The organism is Shimia sp. R9_2 (assembly GCF_017743735.1).
Taxonomy (GTDB): domain Bacteria; phylum Pseudomonadota; class Alphaproteobacteria; order Rhodobacterales; family Rhodobacteraceae; genus Shimia.
Genome location: NZ_JAGHRO010000001.1, coordinates 63837 through 84886, shown reverse-complemented (window position 1 = coordinate 84886; position 21050 = coordinate 63837). Strand labels below are relative to the sequence as shown.

At 57.2% G+C, this 21050-nt stretch carries 20 protein-coding genes; 12 read left to right on the top strand and 8 right to left on the bottom strand.

Annotated features, from left to right (window positions below):
- Position 1 precedes the first annotated feature (1 nt).
- The 3 genes from J7400_RS00370 to J7400_RS00360 all read left to right on the top strand — a co-directional run bounded on the left by J7400_RS00370 (position 2) and on the right by J7400_RS00360 (position 3039).
- Positions 2-1015, top strand: a complete 1014-nt coding sequence (locus J7400_RS00370) for a flagellin (RefSeq protein ID WP_209057696.1) — start codon at positions 2-4, stop codon at positions 1013-1015.
- A 23-nt stretch (positions 1016-1038) separates the two neighbouring features.
- Complete coding sequence (locus tag J7400_RS00365) at positions 1039-2124, top strand: flagellar basal body P-ring protein FlgI (RefSeq protein WP_247738590.1); 1086 nt, start codon at positions 1039-1041, stop codon at positions 2122-2124.
- A 204-nt stretch (positions 2125-2328) separates the two neighbouring features.
- The gene (locus J7400_RS00360) at positions 2329-3039 is read left to right on the top strand and encodes a porin (protein ID WP_209057691.1); all 711 of its coding nucleotides are present in this window, start codon (positions 2329-2331) and stop codon (positions 3037-3039) included.
- 178 nt (positions 3040-3217) lie between these two features.
- Here the strand turns inward: J7400_RS00360 and J7400_RS00355 are convergent, their stop codons facing one another.
- Entirely contained in the window at positions 3218-5491 is a 2274-nt protein-coding gene (locus J7400_RS00355; RefSeq protein WP_209057689.1) for an ATP-binding protein, read from the bottom strand.
- Between the two features lie 279 nt (positions 5492-5770).
- Here J7400_RS00355 and J7400_RS21375 point away from each other — a divergent pair, with 279 nt between their 5' ends.
- The 3 genes from J7400_RS21375 to J7400_RS00340 are packed head-to-tail and all read left to right on the top strand — an operon-like array spanning position 5771 to position 10376.
- Positions 5771-6241, top strand: coding sequence for a MarR family transcriptional regulator (locus J7400_RS21375; protein WP_209057687.1), 471 nt, complete (start codon positions 5771-5773; stop codon positions 6239-6241).
- On the top strand, positions 6238-7293 hold the full coding sequence (locus J7400_RS00345) for an efflux RND transporter periplasmic adaptor subunit (protein WP_209057684.1): 1056 nt from the start codon (positions 6238-6240) through the stop codon (positions 7291-7293). The genes J7400_RS21375 and J7400_RS00345 overlap by 4 nt, the downstream gene beginning before the upstream one ends.
- 8 nt (positions 7294-7301) lie before the next feature.
- A complete protein-coding gene (locus J7400_RS00340; protein WP_247738553.1) occupies positions 7302-10376 on the top strand; it encodes an efflux RND transporter permease subunit in 3075 nt (1024 codons plus the stop codon).
- Positions 10377-10448: 72 nt separating this feature from the next.
- Here J7400_RS00340 and J7400_RS00335 read toward each other — a convergent pair whose 3' ends face one another.
- On the bottom strand, positions 10449-11327 hold the full coding sequence (locus J7400_RS00335) for a haloalkane dehalogenase (protein WP_209057678.1): 879 nt from the start codon (positions 11325-11327) through the stop codon (positions 10449-10451).
- 77 nt (positions 11328-11404) lie between these two features.
- On the opposite strand from J7400_RS00335, the gene J7400_RS00330 reads away from it, so the two are divergent.
- The 3 genes from J7400_RS00330 (at position 11405) to J7400_RS00320 (ending at position 14614) form a co-directional block, all read left to right on the top strand.
- The gene (locus J7400_RS00330) at positions 11405-12016 is read left to right on the top strand and encodes a TetR/AcrR family transcriptional regulator (RefSeq protein WP_209057676.1); all 612 of its coding nucleotides are present in this window, start codon (positions 11405-11407) and stop codon (positions 12014-12016) included.
- Positions 12013-12612, top strand: a complete 600-nt coding sequence (locus tag J7400_RS00325; protein WP_209057674.1) for an exonuclease domain-containing protein — start codon at positions 12013-12015, stop codon at positions 12610-12612. Before J7400_RS00330 ends, J7400_RS00325 begins: the two co-directional genes overlap by 4 nt.
- Before the next feature lie 211 nt (positions 12613-12823).
- Entirely contained in the window at positions 12824-14614 is a 1791-nt protein-coding gene (locus J7400_RS00320) for a methyl-accepting chemotaxis protein (RefSeq protein ID WP_209057672.1), read from the top strand.
- A 412-nt stretch (positions 14615-15026) separates the two neighbouring features.
- Here the strand turns inward: J7400_RS00320 and J7400_RS00315 are convergent, their stop codons facing one another.
- The 6 genes from J7400_RS00315 to J7400_RS00290 form a co-directional block, all read right to left on the bottom strand.
- Positions 15027-15233, bottom strand: a complete 207-nt coding sequence (locus tag J7400_RS00315; RefSeq protein WP_209057670.1) for a hypothetical protein — start codon at positions 15231-15233, stop codon at positions 15027-15029.
- A gap of 116 nt (positions 15234-15349) precedes the next feature.
- Positions 15350-15577 (bottom strand): hypothetical protein, encoded by a 228-nt coding sequence (locus tag J7400_RS00310; protein ID WP_209057668.1) that lies wholly within the window; start codon positions 15575-15577, stop codon positions 15350-15352.
- A gap of 326 nt (positions 15578-15903) precedes the next feature.
- Positions 15904-16467: a DUF1190 domain-containing protein gene (locus tag J7400_RS00305; RefSeq protein WP_209057653.1), complete on the bottom strand. Its 564-nt coding sequence runs from the start codon at positions 16465-16467 to the stop codon at positions 15904-15906.
- A gap of 28 nt (positions 16468-16495) precedes the next feature.
- The gene (locus J7400_RS00300) at positions 16496-16906 is read right to left on the bottom strand and encodes a DUF350 domain-containing protein (protein ID WP_209057650.1); all 411 of its coding nucleotides are present in this window, start codon (positions 16904-16906) and stop codon (positions 16496-16498) included.
- A 19-nt stretch (positions 16907-16925) separates the two neighbouring features.
- Entirely contained in the window at positions 16926-17570 is a 645-nt protein-coding gene (locus J7400_RS00295; RefSeq protein WP_209057647.1) for a DUF2491 family protein, read from the bottom strand.
- On the bottom strand, positions 17551-18594 hold the full coding sequence (locus J7400_RS00290) for an ion channel (RefSeq protein ID WP_209057644.1): 1044 nt from the start codon (positions 18592-18594) through the stop codon (positions 17551-17553). Before J7400_RS00290 ends, J7400_RS00295 begins: the two co-directional genes overlap by 20 nt.
- Before the next feature lie 164 nt (positions 18595-18758).
- On the opposite strand from J7400_RS00290, the gene J7400_RS00285 reads away from it, so the two are divergent.
- Genes J7400_RS00285 through J7400_RS00275 form a run of 3 tightly spaced genes read left to right on the top strand, consistent with a single transcriptional unit; the run spans position 18759 to position 21042 of the window.
- On the top strand, positions 18759-19205 hold the full coding sequence (locus J7400_RS00285; RefSeq protein WP_209057632.1) for a DUF2170 family protein: 447 nt from the start codon (positions 18759-18761) through the stop codon (positions 19203-19205).
- The gene (locus tag J7400_RS00280) at positions 19202-19873 is read left to right on the top strand and encodes a PspA/IM30 family protein (protein WP_209057626.1); all 672 of its coding nucleotides are present in this window, start codon (positions 19202-19204) and stop codon (positions 19871-19873) included. Before J7400_RS00285 ends, J7400_RS00280 begins: the two co-directional genes overlap by 4 nt.
- A gap of 5 nt (positions 19874-19878) precedes the next feature.
- A complete protein-coding gene (locus tag J7400_RS00275; RefSeq protein WP_209057624.1) occupies positions 19879-21042 on the top strand; it encodes a glutathionylspermidine synthase family protein in 1164 nt (387 codons plus the stop codon).
- Positions 21043-21050 lie beyond the last annotated feature (8 nt).

Genomic DNA, 21050 nt, shown 5'->3' with positions numbered 1-21050 from the left:
AATGATCACTTCTATCGGAGACATGGCGCAGCAGATGATGATGTCGCGCCGCACCACATCGGTCAAAAATGATCTTGACCGTTTGGCACAAGAACTGGCGTCCGGGCGCAAATCAGATGTGGCCGCATCGCTGAGAGGCGATTTCAACATGCTGGCCGGGGTCGAGCGTCAATTGACCGTACTCGAAGGGTTCGAGGTCGCTTCTAACGACGCCAAAGTTTTTGCCGAGGTGGCACAGTCCTCTTTGAAGATGATTCAGGAAACTGCTGGCGGTCTTGGCAACGATCTGATGTCAGCCAGTAGCTCTGGCTTGACCGCTTCGGTGGACAGTGTGGCCAAGAACGCCCGCAATGACTTTGACGCCATCGTCAGCGCGCTCAATGGTCGTGCTGGGGATCGGGCACTTTTTGCAGGGACAGCCACGGATGCTGGCGCTTTGGTCTCTTCAGAAGACATGATGACGCAAATTAATGCGGCGATCACCGCCGCTGGTGCGGTCACTGTGACAGATATTGTTGCTGCAGTGGATGATTACTTCATGACGGCTGGAGGTGGGTTTGAGACCAGCGCCTATGTCGGTTCGACAAACAATCTGACACCTTTCCGACTGAATGAAACGGAAACGGCAGACTATGAAATTCGAGCAGACAATACAGCGTTGCGTCAGGCGATGCGTGATACGGCACTTGCCGCGCTTGCAGATGAGCCGTCCCTGAGCCTCAACTTGACCGAAAAGCAGCAGCTGATGCGGACCGTGGGTGAACGCCTTTTGAGCAATCAGGACAAGATTGTCGAGGTGCGTGCCGATCTGGGGTTCAATCAGGAGCGCATTGAAAACGCGCAGGCCAATAATTCGGCTCAGCGCAGCGCGCTTCTGATGACACAAAGTGATCTTCTGTCGGCAGACTCCACCGAGGTTGCCGGCCAACTTCAGGCGGTTCAGGTACAACTAGAATTGGTGTACACTATCACCGCCCGTCTTTCCCAACTGACACTGGCGAATTACATACGATGAAACAATTCTTGAGCTTAGCAAGAATGCTGATGCTCCTCGTACTGATGCCAATGATGGCAACAGCAGCGCCGATCCGGATCAAAGATCTGGTAGAATTTGACGGTGTACGGGGCAATGATCTGGTTGGCTACGGTCTTGTGGTCGGCCTGAACGGAACCGGTGACGGGCTGCGGAACGCGCCCTTCACCGAAGAAATAATGACCAATATTCTGGAGCGCCTTGGTGTGAACATCACCGGCGAACAGATGCGGCCTAAGAACGTGGCAGCGGTTTTCGTGACAGCGACCCTGCCACCCTTTGCCCGTGCAGGCGGCACGGTGGATGTGACCATTTCGGCTATTGGCGATGCCAGCAGCCTATTGGGCGGAACCTTGGTGATGACACCATTGAACGCCGCGGATGGTGAGATCTACGCAGTCGCGCAGGGCACGGTGATCGCAGGGGGCGTGGCAGCCGAAGGGGACGCCGGTGGCGTCGTCAAGGGCGTGCCAACGTCGGGTGTGATCCCATCCGGCGCCCGCGTAGAAAGAGAAATCGACTTCGATTTCTCATCGCTGACCAATATGCGTTTGGCGTTGCGGGAGCCGGATTTTACAACTGCTGGCCGCATCGAGCAGGCCATCAACCGCAACTACGGAGGCCGGGTCGCTTTGATGCTGGACTCAGGCACCGTACAAGTGGACATCAACCGCACCAATCAAATTTCCCCGGCCCATGCGCTGAGCCAGATCGAGAATCTGCTGGTACAGCCTGAGCGCAAGGCGCGTGTGGTGGTGGATCAGCGCTCCGGCACCATTGTGATGGGCGAAGACGTGCGGATTTCCCGCGTGGCCGTTTCTCAGGGTGGGCTCACATTGCGCGTCACCGAAGAGCCGCTGGTTGTGCAACCCAACCCCTTTGCCGATGGGCAAACCGTGGTGGTCCCACGCACCGAAGCCGCGATCGAAGAGGAACCGGGTATTGGCCTCGCCGAAGTGCCAACCACAACCTCTCTGAGCGAAGTGATTGCCGGTCTCAATGCGCTGGGTGTTGCGCCCCGCGACATGATCGACATTCTCAAGAGCATCAAAGCCGCCGGCGCGCTTCATGCGGAGTTCATCGTGCGGTAAAGCTGCCGACATTGAAAGAAAGCAAGCGACGGCGTCCAACTTCGGGCGCCGTTCTTTTATTTAAATCAGCGCCTTAAGGTTGGTGTGTTTCATTTATGCAACCCGTTTTGGCTGAATTTGAAGTCTGTTTTACAATCATAGTGGGATTCTAGATACGGGCGCACGCAGCTCCTGGCTGCATTGTGACTATTCTGGAGAACAAAAATGAAAACAGCTCTGTCTCTTATTGTTGGTTTGAGCACTCTCGCGGGCACCGCACAGGCATTCGAATTCAAAGGCGCAGAAATCGGCCTGAGCTATTCCAGCTTCTTTGACGAAGTCAACAACGAGTCGGTGGCCACCTCGACCCTTGATGGCTCTGCGGAATTTGCGTTCTCCCAGCGCTTTGGCGTGCAGTTGGATCTGGCGCGCCATGATTTCAGCCTGCTCAGCGAAAGCGGCAACACAGTTGCTCTGCACGGTATCTTCAACGCCAATGAGCAACTGGCTCTGGGTGTTTACTATGAACGCGCCGACGTCAACAACGACATCCAGTCTTTCGGTATCGAAGGCCACTATGACTATGGTCTGGGCTATGCTGAGGCCTATTTTCAGAAAGACAACGAAGACAATGTGGACCTGACCCTTCTGGGCGTCATGGGCGGCTGGGATGTCAGCGAGACGCTGGTGTTGACCGCTGCGTATGACTACGTGGACGTTGGCGGCCTGAACGCGGCAGCGGATGCAAACCTCTTCACCTTTGGGGTGCGCTACAACCTGATTGAAAACACCACTCTGACCGCCGATCTGGGCCTGCTTGACGGTGACGGAGATTCCGAAGGTTTCTTTGGTCTGGGCATCGAATACAACTTCGGTCCAAACCGCGGCACCACCTTTGGCAAGCGCGGCTTGCTCAACGTGTTCCCGGGCCTCTGATCTTACCCTTCAGAGACAATGTCGAAAGGCCGCATCTGATGGGGGCGGTCTTTTTTGTGCCTTTAAAGCAGTTTGCGTTTTATATGAGGCAAGTGGATCGCTTTTCACGTTCGACCGAATGGGAGAGGCAGCGAACAAGCGATTCAAGCCAAACGCAAACTGCCATAAGCAGGTAGGATTAGGCGTCAAGCGCCGAGCGCACAGCAGAGCCCGGCACATTGCGATGGCCCACATGGCGCTGGATACAGTCCACAAGCTCATTTCGGCGGATTGGTTTGGTCAGGAAATCATTCATTCCGGCCGCAAGACAGGCCTCTTTTTCACTGTCAAAGACATTGGCAGTGAGCGCCACAATGCTGGGCTGTTTCACATCAGCACCGCGAATGGCTTCGGTGGCCTCAATACCGCTCATGACAGGCATCGACATATCCATGAAAATCAAATCCGGCGCATGCTGCAGCGTTGCTTCGACCGCGGCATAGCCATTTTCAGCGAAATGCAGCGTGATCGGAAGAGGTTCCAGATATTTGCGGATCAGCAGCCGGTTGGTTTTGTTGTCCTCGGCCACCAGAATTTTCAAACCCGCGAGGTCTATTGCGTCATATTTGAGAGGTGCAACCGGGGTGGGGGATGTGTCGTTGGCCTGAGCAGGGATTGTGACGGGCAGGGTCACATGCACCGTGGTCCCGGCACCGAGGGTAGATTGCAGATCAATCTCACCGCCCATCTCCGTGGTCAGCCTGCGACAGATGGCGAGGCCAAGACCTGTGCCGCCAAAACGGCGTGTGGTGGAGCTCTCTGCCTGCGAAAACTCTTCAAAGATGCTTTGAAGCTTCTTCTCGGGGATGCCGATGCCGGTGTCTTTCACCACAAAATGCAACATCGCCTTTTGCGGTTCAGACGCGCCTTCGGCCCCCTCCGTCCAGACCTTTACATCCACCCGTCCCTGTTCCGTGAACTTGGTGGCATTGCCGATGATGTTGGTCGCGATCTGACGAATGCGCACATCATCGGAGATCACTTGCGCGGGCACCGCACCTTCAATGTCCAGCGATAGCGCGATGTCTTTTTCCTGCGCCGCTGGGGTCAAAAGACGGGCGACCTCCTCAAAACAGGGGCGCAGCTCAAAGGCGGTTTCCGACAGGCTGAGTTTGCCTGCCTCCAGCTTGGAGAGGTCCAAAATATCGTTGATGATGGTCAGCAGGCTGCGCGAGGAGCTGAGGATCGTTTGGGTGAAGACCTCTTGATCCTCCGTCTGCTCCGTGTCCGCCAAGAGATCCGCCATCCCGATGATACCGGTCAGAGGTGTGCGGATTTCATGGCTCATATTGGCCAGAAAACGCGACTTGGCTTTGGCCGCATCCTCTGCAGCCTCTCGCGCGATGCGCATGGACTCGCTGTGTTCTTTGACCGCTGTGATGTCGCGCGCAATGGTCACCAGAAAATCTATTTTGCCCTCATCATTTTTCACTGGCAGCAGCTGAAAATCGACCCAGAGCGGGCTGCCATCGGGCAAAGTGTTGTGGATTTCTGTGCGCAAGGGATCGCCGCCCTGCGTGGCTTTGGCGATATCCAGAAAATCATCAGGTTTGCCGCCAGCGATCCGGATCAGATCGTAGATATTACGGCCGATGGCCTCCTCAGCCGGGATGCCATTGAGCTTGGAAAAGGCCTCATTGACCCATTCCACTGTGCGATCAGAGGACATCAGGACGACAGTGTCATTGGTGCGGCGCGCCACCATCGAGAGTTTGAGCAGCTCATCCTGATGGGCTCTGAGCTTGGCGTTGGCGGTAAAGAGGTCCCGCTCCCGCTTGCTCAGGTGCTCTGTCTTCTCCGCATTGTCATAGGAGGCGCGCGAAAAAGAGTAGCACATGTAGGCCATGCACATCAGCGCCATCATGCTGTGTGCATCAAGATGTGCCGCAGCATTTGGCGCGCGGAACACAAAAATCTGCACCAGAAACAACAAGATTGGTGTGATGCCAAACACCGTGAGCTTGGTGATCGCAATCTTTGGATTGGTCGGCAGGATCAGCGTCGCATTGATCGCTCCCATACCCAAAACCGCGGCCACCCCTAGGATTGTACCATCCTGCCCCCAGGAGAAGACATAGATCGTGACAGCAGCGGTGATTGCCAGACATTGAGTCAGCCCGCCAACGGTCGCAAGCCGATGGAGTGCCTTGTAGCTTGCGCCCTGTTCAAGCCGCCGCCTGAGCCTCAAGAGGCAGAGGCAGTCCACCAGTTCGCCTGACAATATGACCAGCGTCAAACCAAGACCGACAAGTGGGGTTGTGGCCCACATCATGAAGATACAGCCGAAGAAATAGATCACAGCCCGGCGCTTTAATGTGGCAAGACGCTCACCCGCATATTGTGTCAGTCGACCACGCAGCCGGTCGTCTGTGTGCAGTGGCTCTTGGGAATCGATAGGAAAATGCGCGGTCATAGAAGCGTGGTGTCTGGCTGTTTCGTGCAGACCGTAATGTGGACCAGTTAACCAATGATTTTGCACTAGACATTATCGGCCAAATTCGTCGGGTCTAGTGAAGTGACCTTGCGTCAAGCTGTGGTGGTGGCAGCAGATGTGGTGTCGGAACGCTTCAGATTTGAGCACCTCATGAATTTTCCTCTTCTCGGATACATTTTTGCGGCGGTGGCACTTGCAGCTAATTTTTGGTTCGCTAAATGGATATTTCTGGAAGTGAAGTATCTTGAGGATTCGCGCGTGACCGAAGAGATGTTTGCAAACACCGATCTGCCCGCTGAGATTCGGGCGATGCTTGGTGTGTTTGCACTGGCCAATCAGATTGAGGCGGAGATGATGCACATCAACGTCTCCCCGCCATTGGCTAAGATGGAACGGAAAATCCTGGTCTTTCTGGACCGCCCCAAACGTATGGGGGCGCTCGCAGAGGACATTTTCTGTGTGCCATCCGCAGTGACCCCTGCGGCGGATGCGCTGGAAAATTGCGGCTTTGTGCGACGCATTCCGGATCCGCAGGATCGGCGGGCGATGCTCTTGGAATTGACCGAAGCAGGAAGGGCTGCGCGAGAGGCGTTGATGGCGCTGGTTGTGAACAGCTTTCGGGAGATTTCCGACATGACTCCAGAGGAAATTAAGACTTTTGCCGCATTGGCAATCAAATCCATGCCCGGAGCCGTGAAGGCGGGATTGATGAAGGACAGAGACGAATGAAACGTGCAGGACTTTTTTCGGCGTTGGTGATGGCGCTGTCATTGGGAAGCGCTGGCGCTTCTGTGGCGCAAGAGGATGCCGCGATCAAACCGGTCAAACTGTTGCAGGTGACCGAAGCTCCCGTGGCCTTTGAGCGGCAGTTCTTTGGCCGTGTGAAAGCGCGCCAGAGTGTGGATCTGGCCTTTCAGGTGGGCGGGCAGATTGTCGAGTTCCCGGTGACCGAAGGCTTCAACATCAAAAAGGGCGAGATGATTGCCCGCCTTGATCTGGAGATTTTCGAGCTGAACCTCGATCAGGCGCGTCTGCAGAAAGAACAGGCCGACCGCACTGTGAGCCGGTTGAAAAAGCTGCGTGGCAACACGGTCAGCCAGGTGGCGCTGGATGACGCGGAAACGCAGGCCGGGCTTGCGGCGATCGCGGTGCGCAACGCCGAATGGTCCCTGAAACACGCCACCTTGCCCGCGCCCTTTGATGCGCTGATTTCGAGCCGCAACGTTGAGCTCTTCACCACCGTCTCAAGCGGCACCCCGGTGGTGCGTATCCACGATCTGAGCGAGCTGCGCATTGAGGTCGATGTGCCCGAAATCCTGTTCCAGCGGGCCGGCGAAGAGGAAAACGTCGTGATCACCGCCACATTCCCGGGCAGTGACATAGAGCACCCGCTCGAAATCCGCGAATATGACGCGGAAACCTCCGACATTGGTCAGACCTTCCGCATCAACTTTGGTATGGCGCACCCAGAGGGCCGCACAATTTTGCCGGGCTCTTCGGTCACGGTCCATGTGGAAGCCACCGAGCCTTTTGCCGGCATTCTTGTGCCAGCCACCGCAATCGTCATCAACGAAGCGGGCGAGATCGGCGTGATGCGCTTTGATCCTGTGGGCGCCTCTGAGGGTGCAGTCACCTGGACCCCAATCGAGACCACTCCGGCGGAAAACGGTATGTTGCGCGTCACCTCTGGCCTCAAAGACGGTGATGAAGTTGTTCTGACCGGCGGCTCCGGCCTTGAAGATGGCCAAACCGTGCGCCGCTTTGTTGGCTTTGGGAACTGAGGTCCGCCATGATGCCCAATATTGCACGCGGCTCCATTGACCGGCCGATTTACACATGGATGATCATCCTGATTTTCCTCTTTGGGGGGGCGGTGGCCTTCCTCAATCTCGGACGTCTGGAAGATCCGGCTTTCACCATCAAGCAGGCGGTGGTGATCACCTCCTATCCGGGGGCCACTGCCGAACAGGTGGCCACAGAGGTCTCTGAACCGCTGGAATCCGCCATCCAGAAGATGGAGGAGATCGACTATATCACCTCCACCAACCAGCCGGGGTCCTCACGGATTGATGTACACATCAAATCGACCTACGGCGGCGAGGATCTGAAACATATCTGGACGCGGCTGCGGGCGCGCATTCGCGATGCCTCGCGCGGTCTGCCTTCCGGCGTCAGTGAGCCTCTGGTGAACGACACCTTTGGCGATGTGTTTGGCATCTTCTTTGCGGTGACGGCCGAAGGCTACACCGACGCTGAGAAACACGACCTTTCCACCTTCCTGCGGCGCGAACTTCTGACAGTTGACGGCGTGGCCGATGTGGAAATTCTGGGTCTGCCCGAAGAGGCCATCTTTGTGGAGCCGGATCTGGCGCTCTCTGTGAACCAGAACATTTCGCTGGCCGCCATCTCCAACGCCATCGCAAACTCCGATGCGGTTACGGCTGCGGGTTCGGTGACCACGGACACCTCCAAAACCCGGATCATCCGCCCTGACGGCTCGGACACGGTGAATTCGATCGCAGGTCTGTCGCTGGGCCAAAGCGGCCATGTGGTGAACCTCGTGGACATGGCAAGCGTGTCACGCGACCGCGTGACCGACCCCAACGTCGTGATCCGCTTTGACGGAGAAGAGGCCTTTACGCTGGGTGTCGCCGGGATCGCGACGGAAAACATCGTCGAGGTCGGGAACCGCGTGGATGCCAAACTGGCCGAGATGGCCGGAGACATCCCCGCCGGTGTGCAGTTGCACCCGATCTATCAACAGCATCTGGTGGTGGACAAAGCCTCCAACGACTTCCTGATCAGCCTGGCGATGTCGGTGGCCATCGTGGTCCTAGTGCTTGCGGTCTTCATGGGCTGGCGCGCCGCGGTTGTGGTGGGCGTCACCCTGTTTTTGACGGTTGTCGGCACCTTCCTCTTCATGGGCATGTTCTCCATCGAGATGGAGCGAATTTCGCTCGGCGCACTGATCATTGCCATGGGCATGCTCGTGGACAACGCCATTGTGGTGGCCGAAGGCATGCAGATTGCAATGCTGCGGGGCAAAAACTCCCGCGACGCTGCGGACGAAGCCTCCGGTAAAACCCAGATCCCGCTGCTGGGCGCCACGATCATTGGCATCATGGCCTTTGCGGGTATTGGTCTGAGCCCAGACGCCACCGGCGAATTCTTGTTCTCGCTCTTTGCGGTGATCGGCATATCGTTGCTGCTGAGCTGGCTTCTGGCGCTGACCGTCACACCGATGCTGGGGCACTATCTGTTCAAACAGGGGAAAGAGGGGGGCGAAGACGCCTATGGCGGTTTCATTTTCCGCATCTACGGCTGGTCTCTGCGCTTGGCGCTGAAGCTGCGCTGGCTCGTGATCCCCGGTCTGCTGGCAGTAACTGTGGCCTGTTATGCGGGCTTTGGCTTGGTCAAACAGCAGTTCTTCCCGGACAGCAACACGCCACTCTTCTTTGTGCACTACAAGCTGCCGCAAGGTTCGCCGATCAGCACCACCTCTGACCATATGAAGCAGGTGGAAGACTGGCTTTCTGAGCGCGACGATGTGGAGAATTTTACCACTGTGGTCGGGCAGGGTGCGACCCGCTTCCTGCTGACCTATGAGTCTGAGCCTTCAAACCCAAGCTATGGGCATTTGATCGTGCGTACAGCTGACCTTGAGGCCATCCCGCCGCTGCAAGCGGATCTGGAGGCCTTTGCTGCCGCGCATCTGCCGGAGGGGGAATTCCGCACCAAACGCCTGATCTTTGGTCCGGGCGGTGGCGACCCCATTCAGGTGCGTTTCTCCGGCAGTGACCCCAAAGTTCTGCGCGCGCTGGCCACTCAGGCGGAGCAGGTTCTGAAAGACGCCTCTGACAATATCCTCAGTGTCCGCACCAACTGGCGCGAGCAGGAGGTGGTGATCAAGCCGCTTTACGCAACAGAACGTGCCCAGACCGCCGGCGTGAACCGCGAAGATCTGGCAGGCATGCTGCAGTTCTCCACCGATGGGATCGCCACCGGCGTGTTCCGCGAGAACGATCGCCTGATCCCGATCATCCTGCGCCGTCCGGCGGAAGGGGATTACGGCCTGATGGATCAGTTGGTCTACTCCCCAACCACCAATGCCTTCCTGCCGGTTGAGCAGATGGTGGACGGCTTTGTGCATGAGACGCAGAACACCCTGCTGCACCGTCGCGACCGGCTGCCGACCATCACCGTTGGGGCGGATATTCCGCCCGATCTCACTGCAGCACAGGTGCAGGCGGAAGTCACCGCCGCGATTGAGGCCATGCCGATCCCGGTGGGCTACACGATGGAATGGGGCGGCGAGCTTGAGAACTCCTCTGAGGCGCAGGAAAGCCTTGCGGCGCAGCTCCCGCTCAGCCTGCTGATCATGGTGCTGATCTCTGTGCTCCTGTTCAACGCGATCCGTCAGCCGATCATCATCTGGCTGCTGGTGCCTATGTCCGTCAACGGTGTGGCGTTGGGTCTCTTGGGCACCAACATGCCCTTCACCTTCACAGCGCTTCTGGGTCTGTTGAGCCTCTCCGGCATGCTGATCAAAAACGGCATCGTGCTGGTGGAAGAGATCGACTTCGTGCGCGAAGAGGGCCTGCCCCTGCGCGAAGCCATCGTGAAGGCCAGCGTGTCGCGTTTGCGTCCGGTGATGCTCGCGGCGGTCACCACCATCCTTGGCATGGCACCGCTCTTGTCTGATGCCTTCTTTGTGTCGATGGCGATCACCATCATGGGGGGGCTGGCCTTTGCCACCATCCTCACGCTGATCGCGGCACCGGTGTTCTATCTGGTGTTCTTCCGCGGCGATGAACGGCGCGAGATGGCCGCGGCCAAAGCCTCCGGCGCGGCCGTGCCTGCCTAAATCGGCCTGAGATACCAAAAGAAAAGCCGCCCCGGTCTCCGGGGCGGCTTTTTTGTGTGCGCGTGGCAGCGGTCAGAGCGTGGCGTGCCAGTCCTTGATTGCGGTGCCAATCTCATCGGGGCTGTCTTCCTGAATAAAATGGCTGCCCGCCACGGTGACTTCGCTCAGATTAGGGAAGGTACGCACATAATCCCGCACCGGTCCGGAAATCAGCGCCCCGGGCTCTGCATTCACAAACAGCTTGGGCAGATCAGTTTCCCGAAGCCACGCGGAATAAGCTCCCACAATCTCCGCCACATCCGCCGGGTTGCCCTCAATCGGGATCTGGCGCGGCCATGTCAGCGTCGGGCGACGATCTTCTCCGGCATTGGCAAAGGGGCGGCGATATTCAGCCATCTCTTCTTCGCTCAGATCCCGCAGGATAGAGCCGGGCAGGATCGCCTCCACAAAAGTGTTGTTTTCAAGGATCATCTCTTCCCCCGCCGGAGAGCGCATCGCCTCAAAGATCGGGCGCGCCGCCGCAGGGAAGCTGTCCCAGCTTGGCACAGGCGCGACGATACCTTCCATAAAGGCGATGCCTTTGACCTTCTCGGGATTGCTATGCGCCCAGTGGAACCCAAGGGCGGAGCCCCAGTCGTGGATCACCAGAGTGACATTCTCCGTCACCCCCAGCGTTTCCAGCAGCGCATAAAGATAGCGGCGGTGCTCCACAAAAGTGTAGCGCTCAGGCCCGCTGTCATCGAGCTTGTCGGAATCGCCCATGCCAATCAGATCCGGCGCGATCAGCCGCCCCCTGCCGGCCAGATGCGGCATGACATTGCGCCAGAGATAAGACGAGGTCGGGTTGCCATGCAGAAAGACAATCGGATCCCCTTCGCCTTCCTCGATATAGGCCATCTGTTTGCCAAGCACCGTGGCAAATTTCTTTTTCTCGCGGAACGCTGTAGACATGGGCCTCTCCCCTGTTGATCCTTGTTTGAGAAACAGAATTAGCGTAATGGAATGATCGTTCCAAAACAAGAGTTCAAATGCCAAGACCACAGTCCCAGACCCGCCAAGACCTGCTGACCAACGCGATGATGGCCTTTTGGAAAGGCGGCTATCGGGCGGTGTCCGTGGGGGATCTGGTGCGCGAAACCGGGGTCAGCCGCGGCTCTCTGTATAGTGACTATTCCGGCAAAGAAGCCTTGTTTTCCGCTGTGCTGGATCACTACCAAACCCATGTTGTGACCCCGCTTTTTGGCCCAGTAGAGGCAGCGGATGCGGGGTTGGAAGCCATAGCCGATTATCTCTCTGCAGCCATCGCGCAGGAGGGGGGCGCAAATGAAGGCGTGACCGGCTGTCTGGTCTGTAGCACTTGGGGGCAGGTCAGTGCAGAGGAGGCCGACATAAAGGCCAAGCTCTTGGCCCATGCCGACCGGCTCACCGCTGGGTTCACCGCCGCGCTGTCGCGCGAGAATGCCCAGGTGGGCAATCCTCTCAGCACAGAAGAGCTCGAAGCCCTCGGCCACTACACAATGACGGCGGTGCAGGGGCTTTGGTCCTACGCGCGCCTTGCACCCCGCCGCGATCAGCTTCAAAAGGCAGCGGACCAGCTCATCGCGCATCTGCGCCGATGCCTCTACGGAGCCGCCTCATGACCGCCTTTCTCCCTGACCAGCCGATGCTTGAGGGCCTCTTTCGCTTTATTGCGCTGGATGTGGAAACTGCCAATGCCCACCGCCACAGCATCAGCCAGATCGGCCTCGCCGGGGTGTGTATGGACGGCATGATCGAGACCTTCGCCACCTACATCGACCCCGAAGAGCCCTTTGCGCCTTTCAACACTGAACTCACCGGCATCAGTGCCGCCACCGTGCGCGGCGCGCCCACCTTTGCGCAGGCGTGGCCGCTGATGGCTCCGGTGCTGTCGCGCCATCTCTTGGTGCAGCACAGCGGCTTTGACGAGAAGGCCATCACCGCCGCCAGCCTCACCGCAGACCTTGGCAAACCCAAACTGCATTGGGCGGACAGCGTGAAAATCGCCCGCAAAGCCTGGCCGGAGTTTCGCGGCAATGGCGGGCATGGGCTTGGCCACCTCAAGGAAGCCTTGGGTCTGGAGTTCCATCACCACGACGCTGGCGAAGACGCACGCGCCGCTGCCCAAGTGGTGTTGCAAGCCGAGCAGCGCCTTGGCAAAACCATCGAACAGATCACTGGTAAAACCGCCCATCTGCAGCTCTCCTTTGCGTTTTGATCTAGGGGTCTTCGCAGCGATTCTGCAGGATATGCTCAATTAATTGGCGAACGTTCTTGCGATGCCAATCGTAACTTGAGATGCGCTGCATCCTTGGGTTGAACGCCCTTTTTCGCCGAACGGATTCTTAAGGTTTTTCACCAACACACCTTCCAGAAATTCGCGAATGTAAGGCCGCCACAGCCAATGCGGCCTGCCAAAGAGGACGTTGATGAAACAAAATGCCAATCACCGACACGGGCCTTTCCGGACCGTGTTGCTCAGTGTGTTTGCCGCCCTTCCGATCCTAGTGCTGTGCACCGGCATGTCGATTTACAGCGCCTATCATGAGTCAAACACCGAAAAGGCCGCGCTGGTTGAGGTCATTCAGGCCTTCTTCAAAAGCTATGTGACCAATCGCGGTGACGGCTCAGCAGTGCCTGCAAGCTTCCGTCAGGAAGGTCTGACGAACTTCAACGCCGCCGGCGGGCATGGCAGCGAAGCCTTTGAAATCACCATGCCGGGCCTGCCCGATCATGAGGTGGTCACAATCGAAAACGACCCCTATGTGCGTGGCGTGATCACCGGCTTTCAGGAAACGCAAAACCACGAGATTGTGGAGCGCCTGATCTGGGATCAGGACGGCCTGTCCTCCCTGTCGATCTACCCAAGTGTCGCGCAGTCTCAGGCCTGTGTGGATTGCCACAACCGGATTGTACCCTCCCGAAATTGGCAGCTGGGCGACATCATGGGCGCCTATGTGGTGCGCGCGGATCTGAACAATGATCTGATCGCAGGCGTGACCATTGGCTTTGTCTTGGCGGGTGTCGTGGTGGCGGGGCTTGTCTGGCTCCAGCTGCGCGAAGCGGCGGCGCGCAAAGTCGAACAGGAGGCCATCGCACAGGAAACCGCGCGGGTTGCGCGCTCTGACATTGCGCTCGGGGAGGCCAAATCGGTCGTGGGCGCCTTTGCGCAAGGCCAAGTCGACAAACGCATCGAGATTTCCGACGCACAGGTCGCCTCAGAGAATGCGCCGCTGATCGAAACCGTGAATGATCTCTGCACCGTGGTGAGCGATTTTGTGACCGATGCGCAGAGCGTGACACAAAGCCTTGCGAAAGGCGATCTGTCCGGCCGCATCGAGCGGGATTACTCTGGCAGCTTTGGTGAAGTGGCCGCAGGGCTGAACGCCAGCCTCGCGCGCATGAGCGCAACGGTGCAGGTCATCAACCAATCCGCCGAGCATGTGGCCCAAACCGCCAAGACGCTCGATCAGGAAACCCGCCACCTCTCTGACCGTACCAAATACCAGTCCCAGATCGTGGAGCAAAGCACCGATATGATGCGCGGGATCGGCGATGCCGTTGGGGCCAATGTCACCGCCGCGCAGGATGCCATGGCGACCGGACGCCGTGCCAACAAACGCGCCGAGGAAACCGTGGGTGTGGTGTCTCACGCCAGCGCGGCCATGGCGGGTGTTGAGGCGGGCACCAATGAGATCAAGAGCATCATCACGCTGATTGACGAAATCGCCTTTCAGACCAACATGTTGTCTGTGAACGCCTCGGTCGAAGCCGCGCGCGCGGGCAACGCGGGCAGGGGCTTTGCCATTGTGGCTTCTGAGGTCCGTAACCTCTCCCAACGCACCAGCGACGCCGCGCTTCAGGTCGCGGAACTGGTGGCTTCAAACGTGGAAAAAGTGGCCGAAGGTGTTTCTGAGGTTGAGGAAGCAAAGACCTCGATCGTCGACGTGCAATCCGCCAACAACGCGGTAGATCAGACTCTGGTGGAGATCGTTGAGATGAACGAGACCCAATCCGAACGCCTGCGCCAACTCAGCACCTATGCCCGGGATCTCGACACAATGACCCGTGAGAATGCGGATCTGGTTGATGGCACCGCTTGGGCCTCAGATCAGCTGTCTGAAAGCGCGGCGCGCCTGATGGAGGCGGTGGCCTTCTTCTCACAAAACGGCGCTGTTACGTCACATGCTGCGGTGCGAGAGGAAGAGCGCGCGGCCTAAGGCGCAGCCGCCATTCCAACCAGCCAAACAAAAACGCGGAGCCAAGGCCCCGCGTTTTTTTGTGACTGATATCTGAATGTAGGGCCGCCCGAAGCGCTGCGGGACCCTTATTCATTCGCAAGAGAAAATCCAGCATTTGCCGCCCAAAGCTTTGCGCCAAATCTGCGCATAGTTCTGCGGTTCATCCCTGATGTATTGCGGACACCAGTCACGTCCCGCAGTGGGCAAGATTCTGCCCCTACATCTGATTCAAACCACATTTTTTTCCTCTGGAAAAGAGCGATTTGGCCAATCTTCTAAAGTTTGTGCATTCGTTGTCTCCAGGCATACCAGGCCTGTTTGAGTTTGTGCTGGCCGGCGGAATTTCAGCGGATCAGCTGAACTCCATTTGTACAACCACCAAACCAAATGACTACGCCTCGTCCGGCGTCATCACGTCCTGCAGAAGATGGTAAGGAGCATCTCGACGAAACCGCTCAGCCAGCGCCGGGTCGTCGTTGAAATCCCTTCCTGTTGTCTTCAGCACGTTGCGCAAGACCGCAAGGCTGACCAGTGTTACAGCGACCATTGCGACGATGATTGCCAAATCCACGTAGCTCACATTCTGAAAAAATGTCACCTTTCACCTCGCTCTCTGTAACCATGCATCAGCACACCACTTTGCAGAATGAGCATATCAGGTTTTCAGGGGTGGGCAGACTCTACATCTTGCTGAGGGATTTCGCGGGCAACAGGTCATGAGAATTCGACTTTCATTTCGCTGTCGCGTCCATTGTTAGACAGTGTCCAGCGCTGAAATCTGCGGACGCTTCCATCGTCACACATGGTCTTGGTCAATGTCGATTTGGACTTTGGGTGCAATACGACCCAGAGGACGTCAAAGGCTGCCTCTCGCTTGCCGTGATCAAGACCATGCATCTTCAGAATCTTGTTAATTTCGTAAATCCGCGCTCTATCATCCATGACTCATCTCTCTCCACTAAACCCACGCGAACTATATCATCAGGACAATTCTGGGTAATGGGTTTTGCATAAGCGATACAGCACCATTCCTGGAAGATTTGCACGCGGGTATCCACGAACTTGCGGCGAACAAAGGGCGACGCCATCGGCGCGTCCATTCCCATAGAAACTTGCTTCCAAAACCAGAAGCTTCAGTGATCTCCTGACAGCGAAGATGACGTCAATTTTCGACCTCAGGATATCATGTAAAATTCTGAAAAGATTGAATCATCGCTGTCAGAAATGCGATTCACTTGACGGCCACCAATAGTGTGGACCCGGGCCAATCAACCTCCAAAAGAAAACCCGCTCCGTGAGCCGAACCCACCCCTGGACGCCACTGTGGTGCGTGTCTGGATTTTGGGGGTGACCTGTGTCACCCTTGGGTTATATTGCCGGATGGATTTTTGGTTTGTGCCATACCGGCCATTTCCCAGGTAGCTGACATAGCCTCCGCCGGTCGAATAGTATCCTCGTCTGTCTTTGGTTCGATAAATCGGACGCACCAGATCGCCAACAGCACTGCCAGCGAGCGCTCCGACAACCAGATATCCGTAGGGTGAGGGGGCATAGTAACTGGGATCGCTTCCACTTTGATACTTGCATTCACCGGGACCATGCTCCTGGTCACAAAGACTGGCGCTGTTGTAGCGCGGAGCTGTATTGGCGTGGATTCTTCTGCCTTCCTCCAGCAAAGGTTCACAGTCTTCATTGGGTACAAGATCTGCGTTCTCGCACTCCAGAACTGAGCGATAGAGTTCCCCTTCGGTGTCAACTTCTTCCTGGCAGGCGGTCAAGGCGAGCGTAGCCGAGGCCATGGTCAGGAGTTTGATCGATTTTGAGCGTTTCATCCGGGATCTCCCTCGTTGTCCTGACGTTTCAGTAAGTGATACAAGCTGCATTCAGCAGCCCAACTGTGACCGAAATACCAGCAAGCTTGATGCTGACAGCAATCTCACCACGGGAAATTCGTTCCGAGAGCAGTGGGTAGAAACGTTTGAAGATCTGATAGACAGCAAGCTGTGCGATACCGGCGATGACGCCCCAGATCAGGAAATCAATCAGGTTGATCGAGTTTGCCGCAGCACTGGCCAGTGGCAACGAAAACCCAATAAAGGCCGCGCTCAGCACCACTGATGCTGCGACATTGTTTTCCTTGATCAGTGCGACCTCATCATTTGGTGTCATACGCATGTATAGCGCCATGAAGAGCATCAGCAGGATCAAGGCTGTTGCAAAATACATCAGGAAGGGAACAATCCCCGTGAGAGTGGCCGTCAGAAGTGTCATGGTGCAGTCCTTTTGTGGGTCACGTGATCAATGCGTGCCGCGGCAGACCCCGGCCAATGAGAAATGAGGCCGCGCGTTCGGCGCCTTCCGGTTCTTCCAGATTAACGAGAAGCATCTCGTCGCGGCCATCGCTCAGGCCGCGCCCGAACAGCATCGCCGTCTGGAAAATTCGAGCGGGAGCAGCACTGTCTCGGGTTTCGCGCACGTCTTCCCAATAGGTCATCGGGTCTTCATCCGCGTCGGAATGGTTGAACCAAGCGCGTTCGAAGGTGACGTTGCCCGTTTCTGTCTGCAAGTCGAACCGACTCTGCCGTTGTCGGGTTTTTAGATCGCTCCAGTCGGCGTCGCGGGACGGGTACTGTACATCATAGGCATACCAGAGCATGATTTCGTCGATCCGGTTGTCCTCAACCCCGTCGCCGCCCTGGATCTGCAGCAGATAGCGGTCGTCATCAGTATAAAAACGGTGCAGATGCGACTGCTCACCCAGATCACAATGACCCTGGGCACAGATCATGAAACCGGTCTGCGGCGGATCCAACAGCGTGTCTGCGCCAAGCAGTTTCAGCTCGATCGGATCGATGGTCACACTACGGCCGATGGTCAACCCGGCGACCTCTGGCACGCTGGGGGCTTTTTTTCGGTTAAACAGTGACAGAAACATCACCAAGCCCCTTGGAAATCTGACTTGCTGTCAAACGTGTCGAGCAGAGGTAATAGAACGATCCCCCAGCCTGCAATTGCTCCGGAAACGGGAGGAACCTGAAATCGGAGCTGCCTGGCTCAGACAAAGCAATCAGGCTTGCATCATTGTCAGCCAAAGCTGCCGTCAGGACTGGTGTTGAAACGCCGCCATCGACTGTGGCCGAATAGATCGTCGCGCCGACATTGGCTGCCGACAGCGCCATGAGAACTTGGCCCGCTCCAGGATCCTGGGCAGCCCGCACCAAGGCTTCGGAGGCATTGGAAACGATGGCTTCCAAACCGGCAATCCGAGCCGCCCGTCGGGCCGTATCACGGTCGTCGAAAAACGCGGCGATATGCAGGGATTCATTCAGCTCCCGGATCGCCAGACAGGTATTGAACGTTTCAGCGTCTGAACCTGCGTACACCAGCACTTTGTTGGCTTGGGGGATAGCCGCGCGTTTCAGGGATGCCAGCGCATCCAACCGCTCCGCCCTGACCAGGTAAACCTCTTCCGGCAGCTCAGCGTCGCTCCTTTTGGTCAGCAGAACAATCTTGTCATCACCATCCTGCCCAGCAATCAGGTTCTCAATCATGACTTGCGTGTGATCGCGGTTGTAACCGACAATCACCGTCGCGCCCTTCATGCTTTCATAGTTGCCATACCCTTCGGCCATCCGCCTGATCCTTTCCACCATCGATCCTGCCAGCCAGCCCAAGGCGGCCGAGAAAATGAGCAGCGAGCCCGGGAAAAACCACAAGGCTGCAACCAGCCGCCCCGCCTCTGTCTGTGGCGAGTAATCCCCGTAACCAACAGTCGAGGCAGTTGTCGCAGCAAAATAAATGTATACAGAGAAGTTGCTGGTCAATTCCTCTTCACCGGCAAAGTGGAAAAGCAACCACGAGACAGCAAAGAAGGCTATTGCAGCCAGGCACAGCAACCACCACTTCAGCTCCAGGAATTCCCGGTAAAATTTGACCAGAAGCCGATAAAGAATGGGCACTTAAAATTGCCTTTGTCGTCATTTTTTATAGCGCAGAACATGGCTGCTCACCACAGGGTTGTCAATTCCCACAGCGAAGACAAAATCTTACGCCTGATCTGCTTGAAACAGCCATAACCAGTGACTACCAATAGTTGCAGCTATTTATCCTTGTGGAGATTATTATGCCGGATACTGGCAGCAATTGGACTGTCGCATCGCTGAAGGCGGCGCTTGAAGAAAACGGGAAAGACGGCGGCATCAGCTGCGCCGCAGCCGACGGGGCGAGTGTTCTGGAGGTAACGCTGGCGGGTTCAGGGGATTTCCTGCTGCACGTCTCGGTCGGAGAAAAGCAAATCCTGACCTCCGCAATCCTGTGGCCACGAGACGCTCAGGAAGACTCAGCCGGGTTCGAAGCGATGATGTTGCGTAGCCATAAGTCGCTGCTGCCGCTATGTGCTCTATCAATCGATGTCATCGACGGACGCGAGTATTACGAACTGTTCGGAGCTATTTCCCGACAGGCACCGCTGGCGGAAATTCTCGCCGAATTCCACGCCATCGCTGACAGCGCACTTGAGCTGGCCCGGGATATCGGCCCGCGCACAATCAACCGGGAGGATGTGGCATGAGCGTCTGGAGAAAGCTCGTCACCGCGATCAAGGGATCCGCAAACGAAGCGGCGGAAGCCGTGGTCGATGCAAATCTTATGAAGATCCTCGACCAGGAAATGCGCGAGGCAAAAGACGCCATTGGAAAGGCCCGAGACGAGAAGGCTCGGATGACTGCCAACAAGATCATGAAGGAAAAATCGGTCGCCGAGATGATGACGGAGATCGAACGGCGCACCGAAGCCGCCCGCACCGCAAAACAGCAAGGCGACGAGGCGCTGGCGGTGGAAATCATCGAAAGCGTTCTGAAACTGCGCGACAAGGTTGAAGCGGATCAGGCACTGGCCGACCAGTACAAAAAGACCGAAGAAGGCATGGACAACGCGCTGAAACAGTCGCAATCCCGTGTCGAGACGCTGCAACGCAAGATCGAAGCGGCCAAGGCAAATGAGGCGTTACTTGACGCGCAGAAGGCGACATCGGTCAATGCCAGCTCCTCGAATGCGCGGCTGTCCAATGCCATGGCCAGCCTTGAACGGCTGGAGCAGCGCCAGGCCCATCAGCAGGCAGTGCTGAGCGCTGCCGAGGAAGAGGCACAGCAGATCTCTGGCGAAACGCTGGAGGATAAGATCAAAGCGCTGGAGAACCCGGCAAAGAACGACGTTCAGGCCATTCTGGCCAAGCTGTAATCAGAATGGAACGACGTCTGCTGCCAGAGCGCCCAGGCTGGCGCGCTCTGGCTGAATCCCTGGGGTTCGGTTTTCACTCCATGTATGGTGCGCCCTACTGGGACGAAAGCCGGGCCTATGTCTTCACGCTGCGCCAGATCGAAGACGACATCGAGGAACCGACCGAAGAGCTGTGGCGGATGTGCCTGGAGCTGGTCGCCGAAGCTGTGGTCGATCCCGCTCTGATGCGCCGCATGGCAATCCCCGAAGCCTTCCACGGCTGGATCGCCGAAAGCTGGCGACGCAGCGACCCTTCACTCTATGGCCGGTTCGATTTTCATTATGATGGCAGCGGTCCGGCAAAGATGCTGGAATTCAACGCCGACACACCCACCGCGCTTTATGAAACCGGCTTTTTCCAATGGGTCTGGCTGGAGCAGCAGATCGAGGCTGGTGTGTTTCCAGTTGACACGGACCAGTTTAACTCGGTCCAGGATCAGTTGATTGACCGGCTGGGCCGAATGTTTACGCGCGGCTATCCCCTGCATTTCGCCAGCGTACGCGGCAGTGAGGAAGACAGAGCAACCGTAAGCTACCTGGAGGACTGCGCGCGCCAGGCCGGACTGATCCCAGAATTCGTGGCGATTCAGGACATCGGTCTGGATCGACAGGGGCGGTTTGCCGACAATAAGGACACGGTGATCGAGGCGATCTTCAAACTGTACCCCTGGGAGGACATGTTCCGCGAGGAATACGGCCCGGCCCTGCCCAGGGCGGCAACCCGTTGGATCGAGCCACCCTGGAAGGCACTTCTGTCGAACAAGGCGATTCTGCCGCTGCTGTGGGAAATGTTCCCTGACCACCCGAACCTGCTGCCCGCCTGGTTTCAGGACGAGGCACCACAGGAGGCGAAGGATGCCCCACATGTGATCAAACCATTGTTCAGCCGGGAAGGCGCCAATGTCACGCTGCGTCGACCCGGGCAGGATGACCTCTCGACACCGGGTGAATATGGCAGCGAAGGCAACATTCTCCAGGACTATTGTCCGCCTGCGCGCTTTGGCGACGACAATGCAATGCTCGGGTCCTGGATCATTGGCGATACCGCTTGTGGGCTTTGCACCCGTGAAGACACCAGCGAGATCACTCAGGACCTTTCGCGTTTTGTCCCACACATCATTTTGGAATAATTCGAGTA

Bases quoted from the DNA above. Each gene is read 5' to 3' on its own strand.
- J7400_RS00370 (WP_209057696.1), top strand. From the start codon at position 2: ATGATCACTTCTATCGGAGACATGGCGCAGCAGATGATGATGTCGCGC.
- J7400_RS00365 (WP_247738590.1), top strand. From the start codon at position 1,039: ATGCTGATGCTCCTCGTACTGATGCCAATGATGGCAACAGCAGCGCCG.
- J7400_RS00360 (WP_209057691.1), top strand. From the start codon at position 2,329: ATGAAAACAGCTCTGTCTCTTATTGTTGGTTTGAGCACTCTCGCGGGC.
- J7400_RS00355 (WP_209057689.1), bottom strand. From the start codon at position 5,491: ATGACCGCGCATTTTCCTATCGATTCCCAAGAGCCACTGCACACAGAC.
- J7400_RS00345 (WP_209057684.1), top strand. From the start codon at position 6,238: ATGAAACGTGCAGGACTTTTTTCGGCGTTGGTGATGGCGCTGTCATTG.
- J7400_RS00340 (WP_247738553.1), top strand. From the start codon at position 7,302: ATGATGCCCAATATTGCACGCGGCTCCATTGACCGGCCGATTTACACA.
- J7400_RS00335 (WP_209057678.1), bottom strand. From the start codon at position 11,327: ATGTCTACAGCGTTCCGCGAGAAAAAGAAATTTGCCACGGTGCTTGGC.
- J7400_RS00330 (WP_209057676.1), top strand. From the start codon at position 11,405: ATGCCAAGACCACAGTCCCAGACCCGCCAAGACCTGCTGACCAACGCG.
- J7400_RS00325 (WP_209057674.1), top strand. From the start codon at position 12,013: ATGACCGCCTTTCTCCCTGACCAGCCGATGCTTGAGGGCCTCTTTCGC.
- J7400_RS00320 (WP_209057672.1), top strand. From the start codon at position 12,824: ATGAAACAAAATGCCAATCACCGACACGGGCCTTTCCGGACCGTGTTG.
- J7400_RS00310 (WP_209057668.1), bottom strand. From the start codon at position 15,577: ATGGATGATAGAGCGCGGATTTACGAAATTAACAAGATTCTGAAGATG.
- J7400_RS00305 (WP_209057653.1), bottom strand. From the start codon at position 16,467: ATGAAACGCTCAAAATCGATCAAACTCCTGACCATGGCCTCGGCTACG.
- J7400_RS00300 (WP_209057650.1), bottom strand. From the start codon at position 16,906: ATGACACTTCTGACGGCCACTCTCACGGGGATTGTTCCCTTCCTGATG.
- J7400_RS00295 (WP_209057647.1), bottom strand. From the start codon at position 17,570: ATGTTTCTGTCACTGTTTAACCGAAAAAAAGCCCCCAGCGTGCCAGAG.
- J7400_RS00285 (WP_209057632.1), top strand. From the start codon at position 18,759: ATGCCGGATACTGGCAGCAATTGGACTGTCGCATCGCTGAAGGCGGCG.
- J7400_RS00280 (WP_209057626.1), top strand. From the start codon at position 19,202: ATGAGCGTCTGGAGAAAGCTCGTCACCGCGATCAAGGGATCCGCAAAC.
- J7400_RS00275 (WP_209057624.1), top strand. From the start codon at position 19,879: ATGGAACGACGTCTGCTGCCAGAGCGCCCAGGCTGGCGCGCTCTGGCT.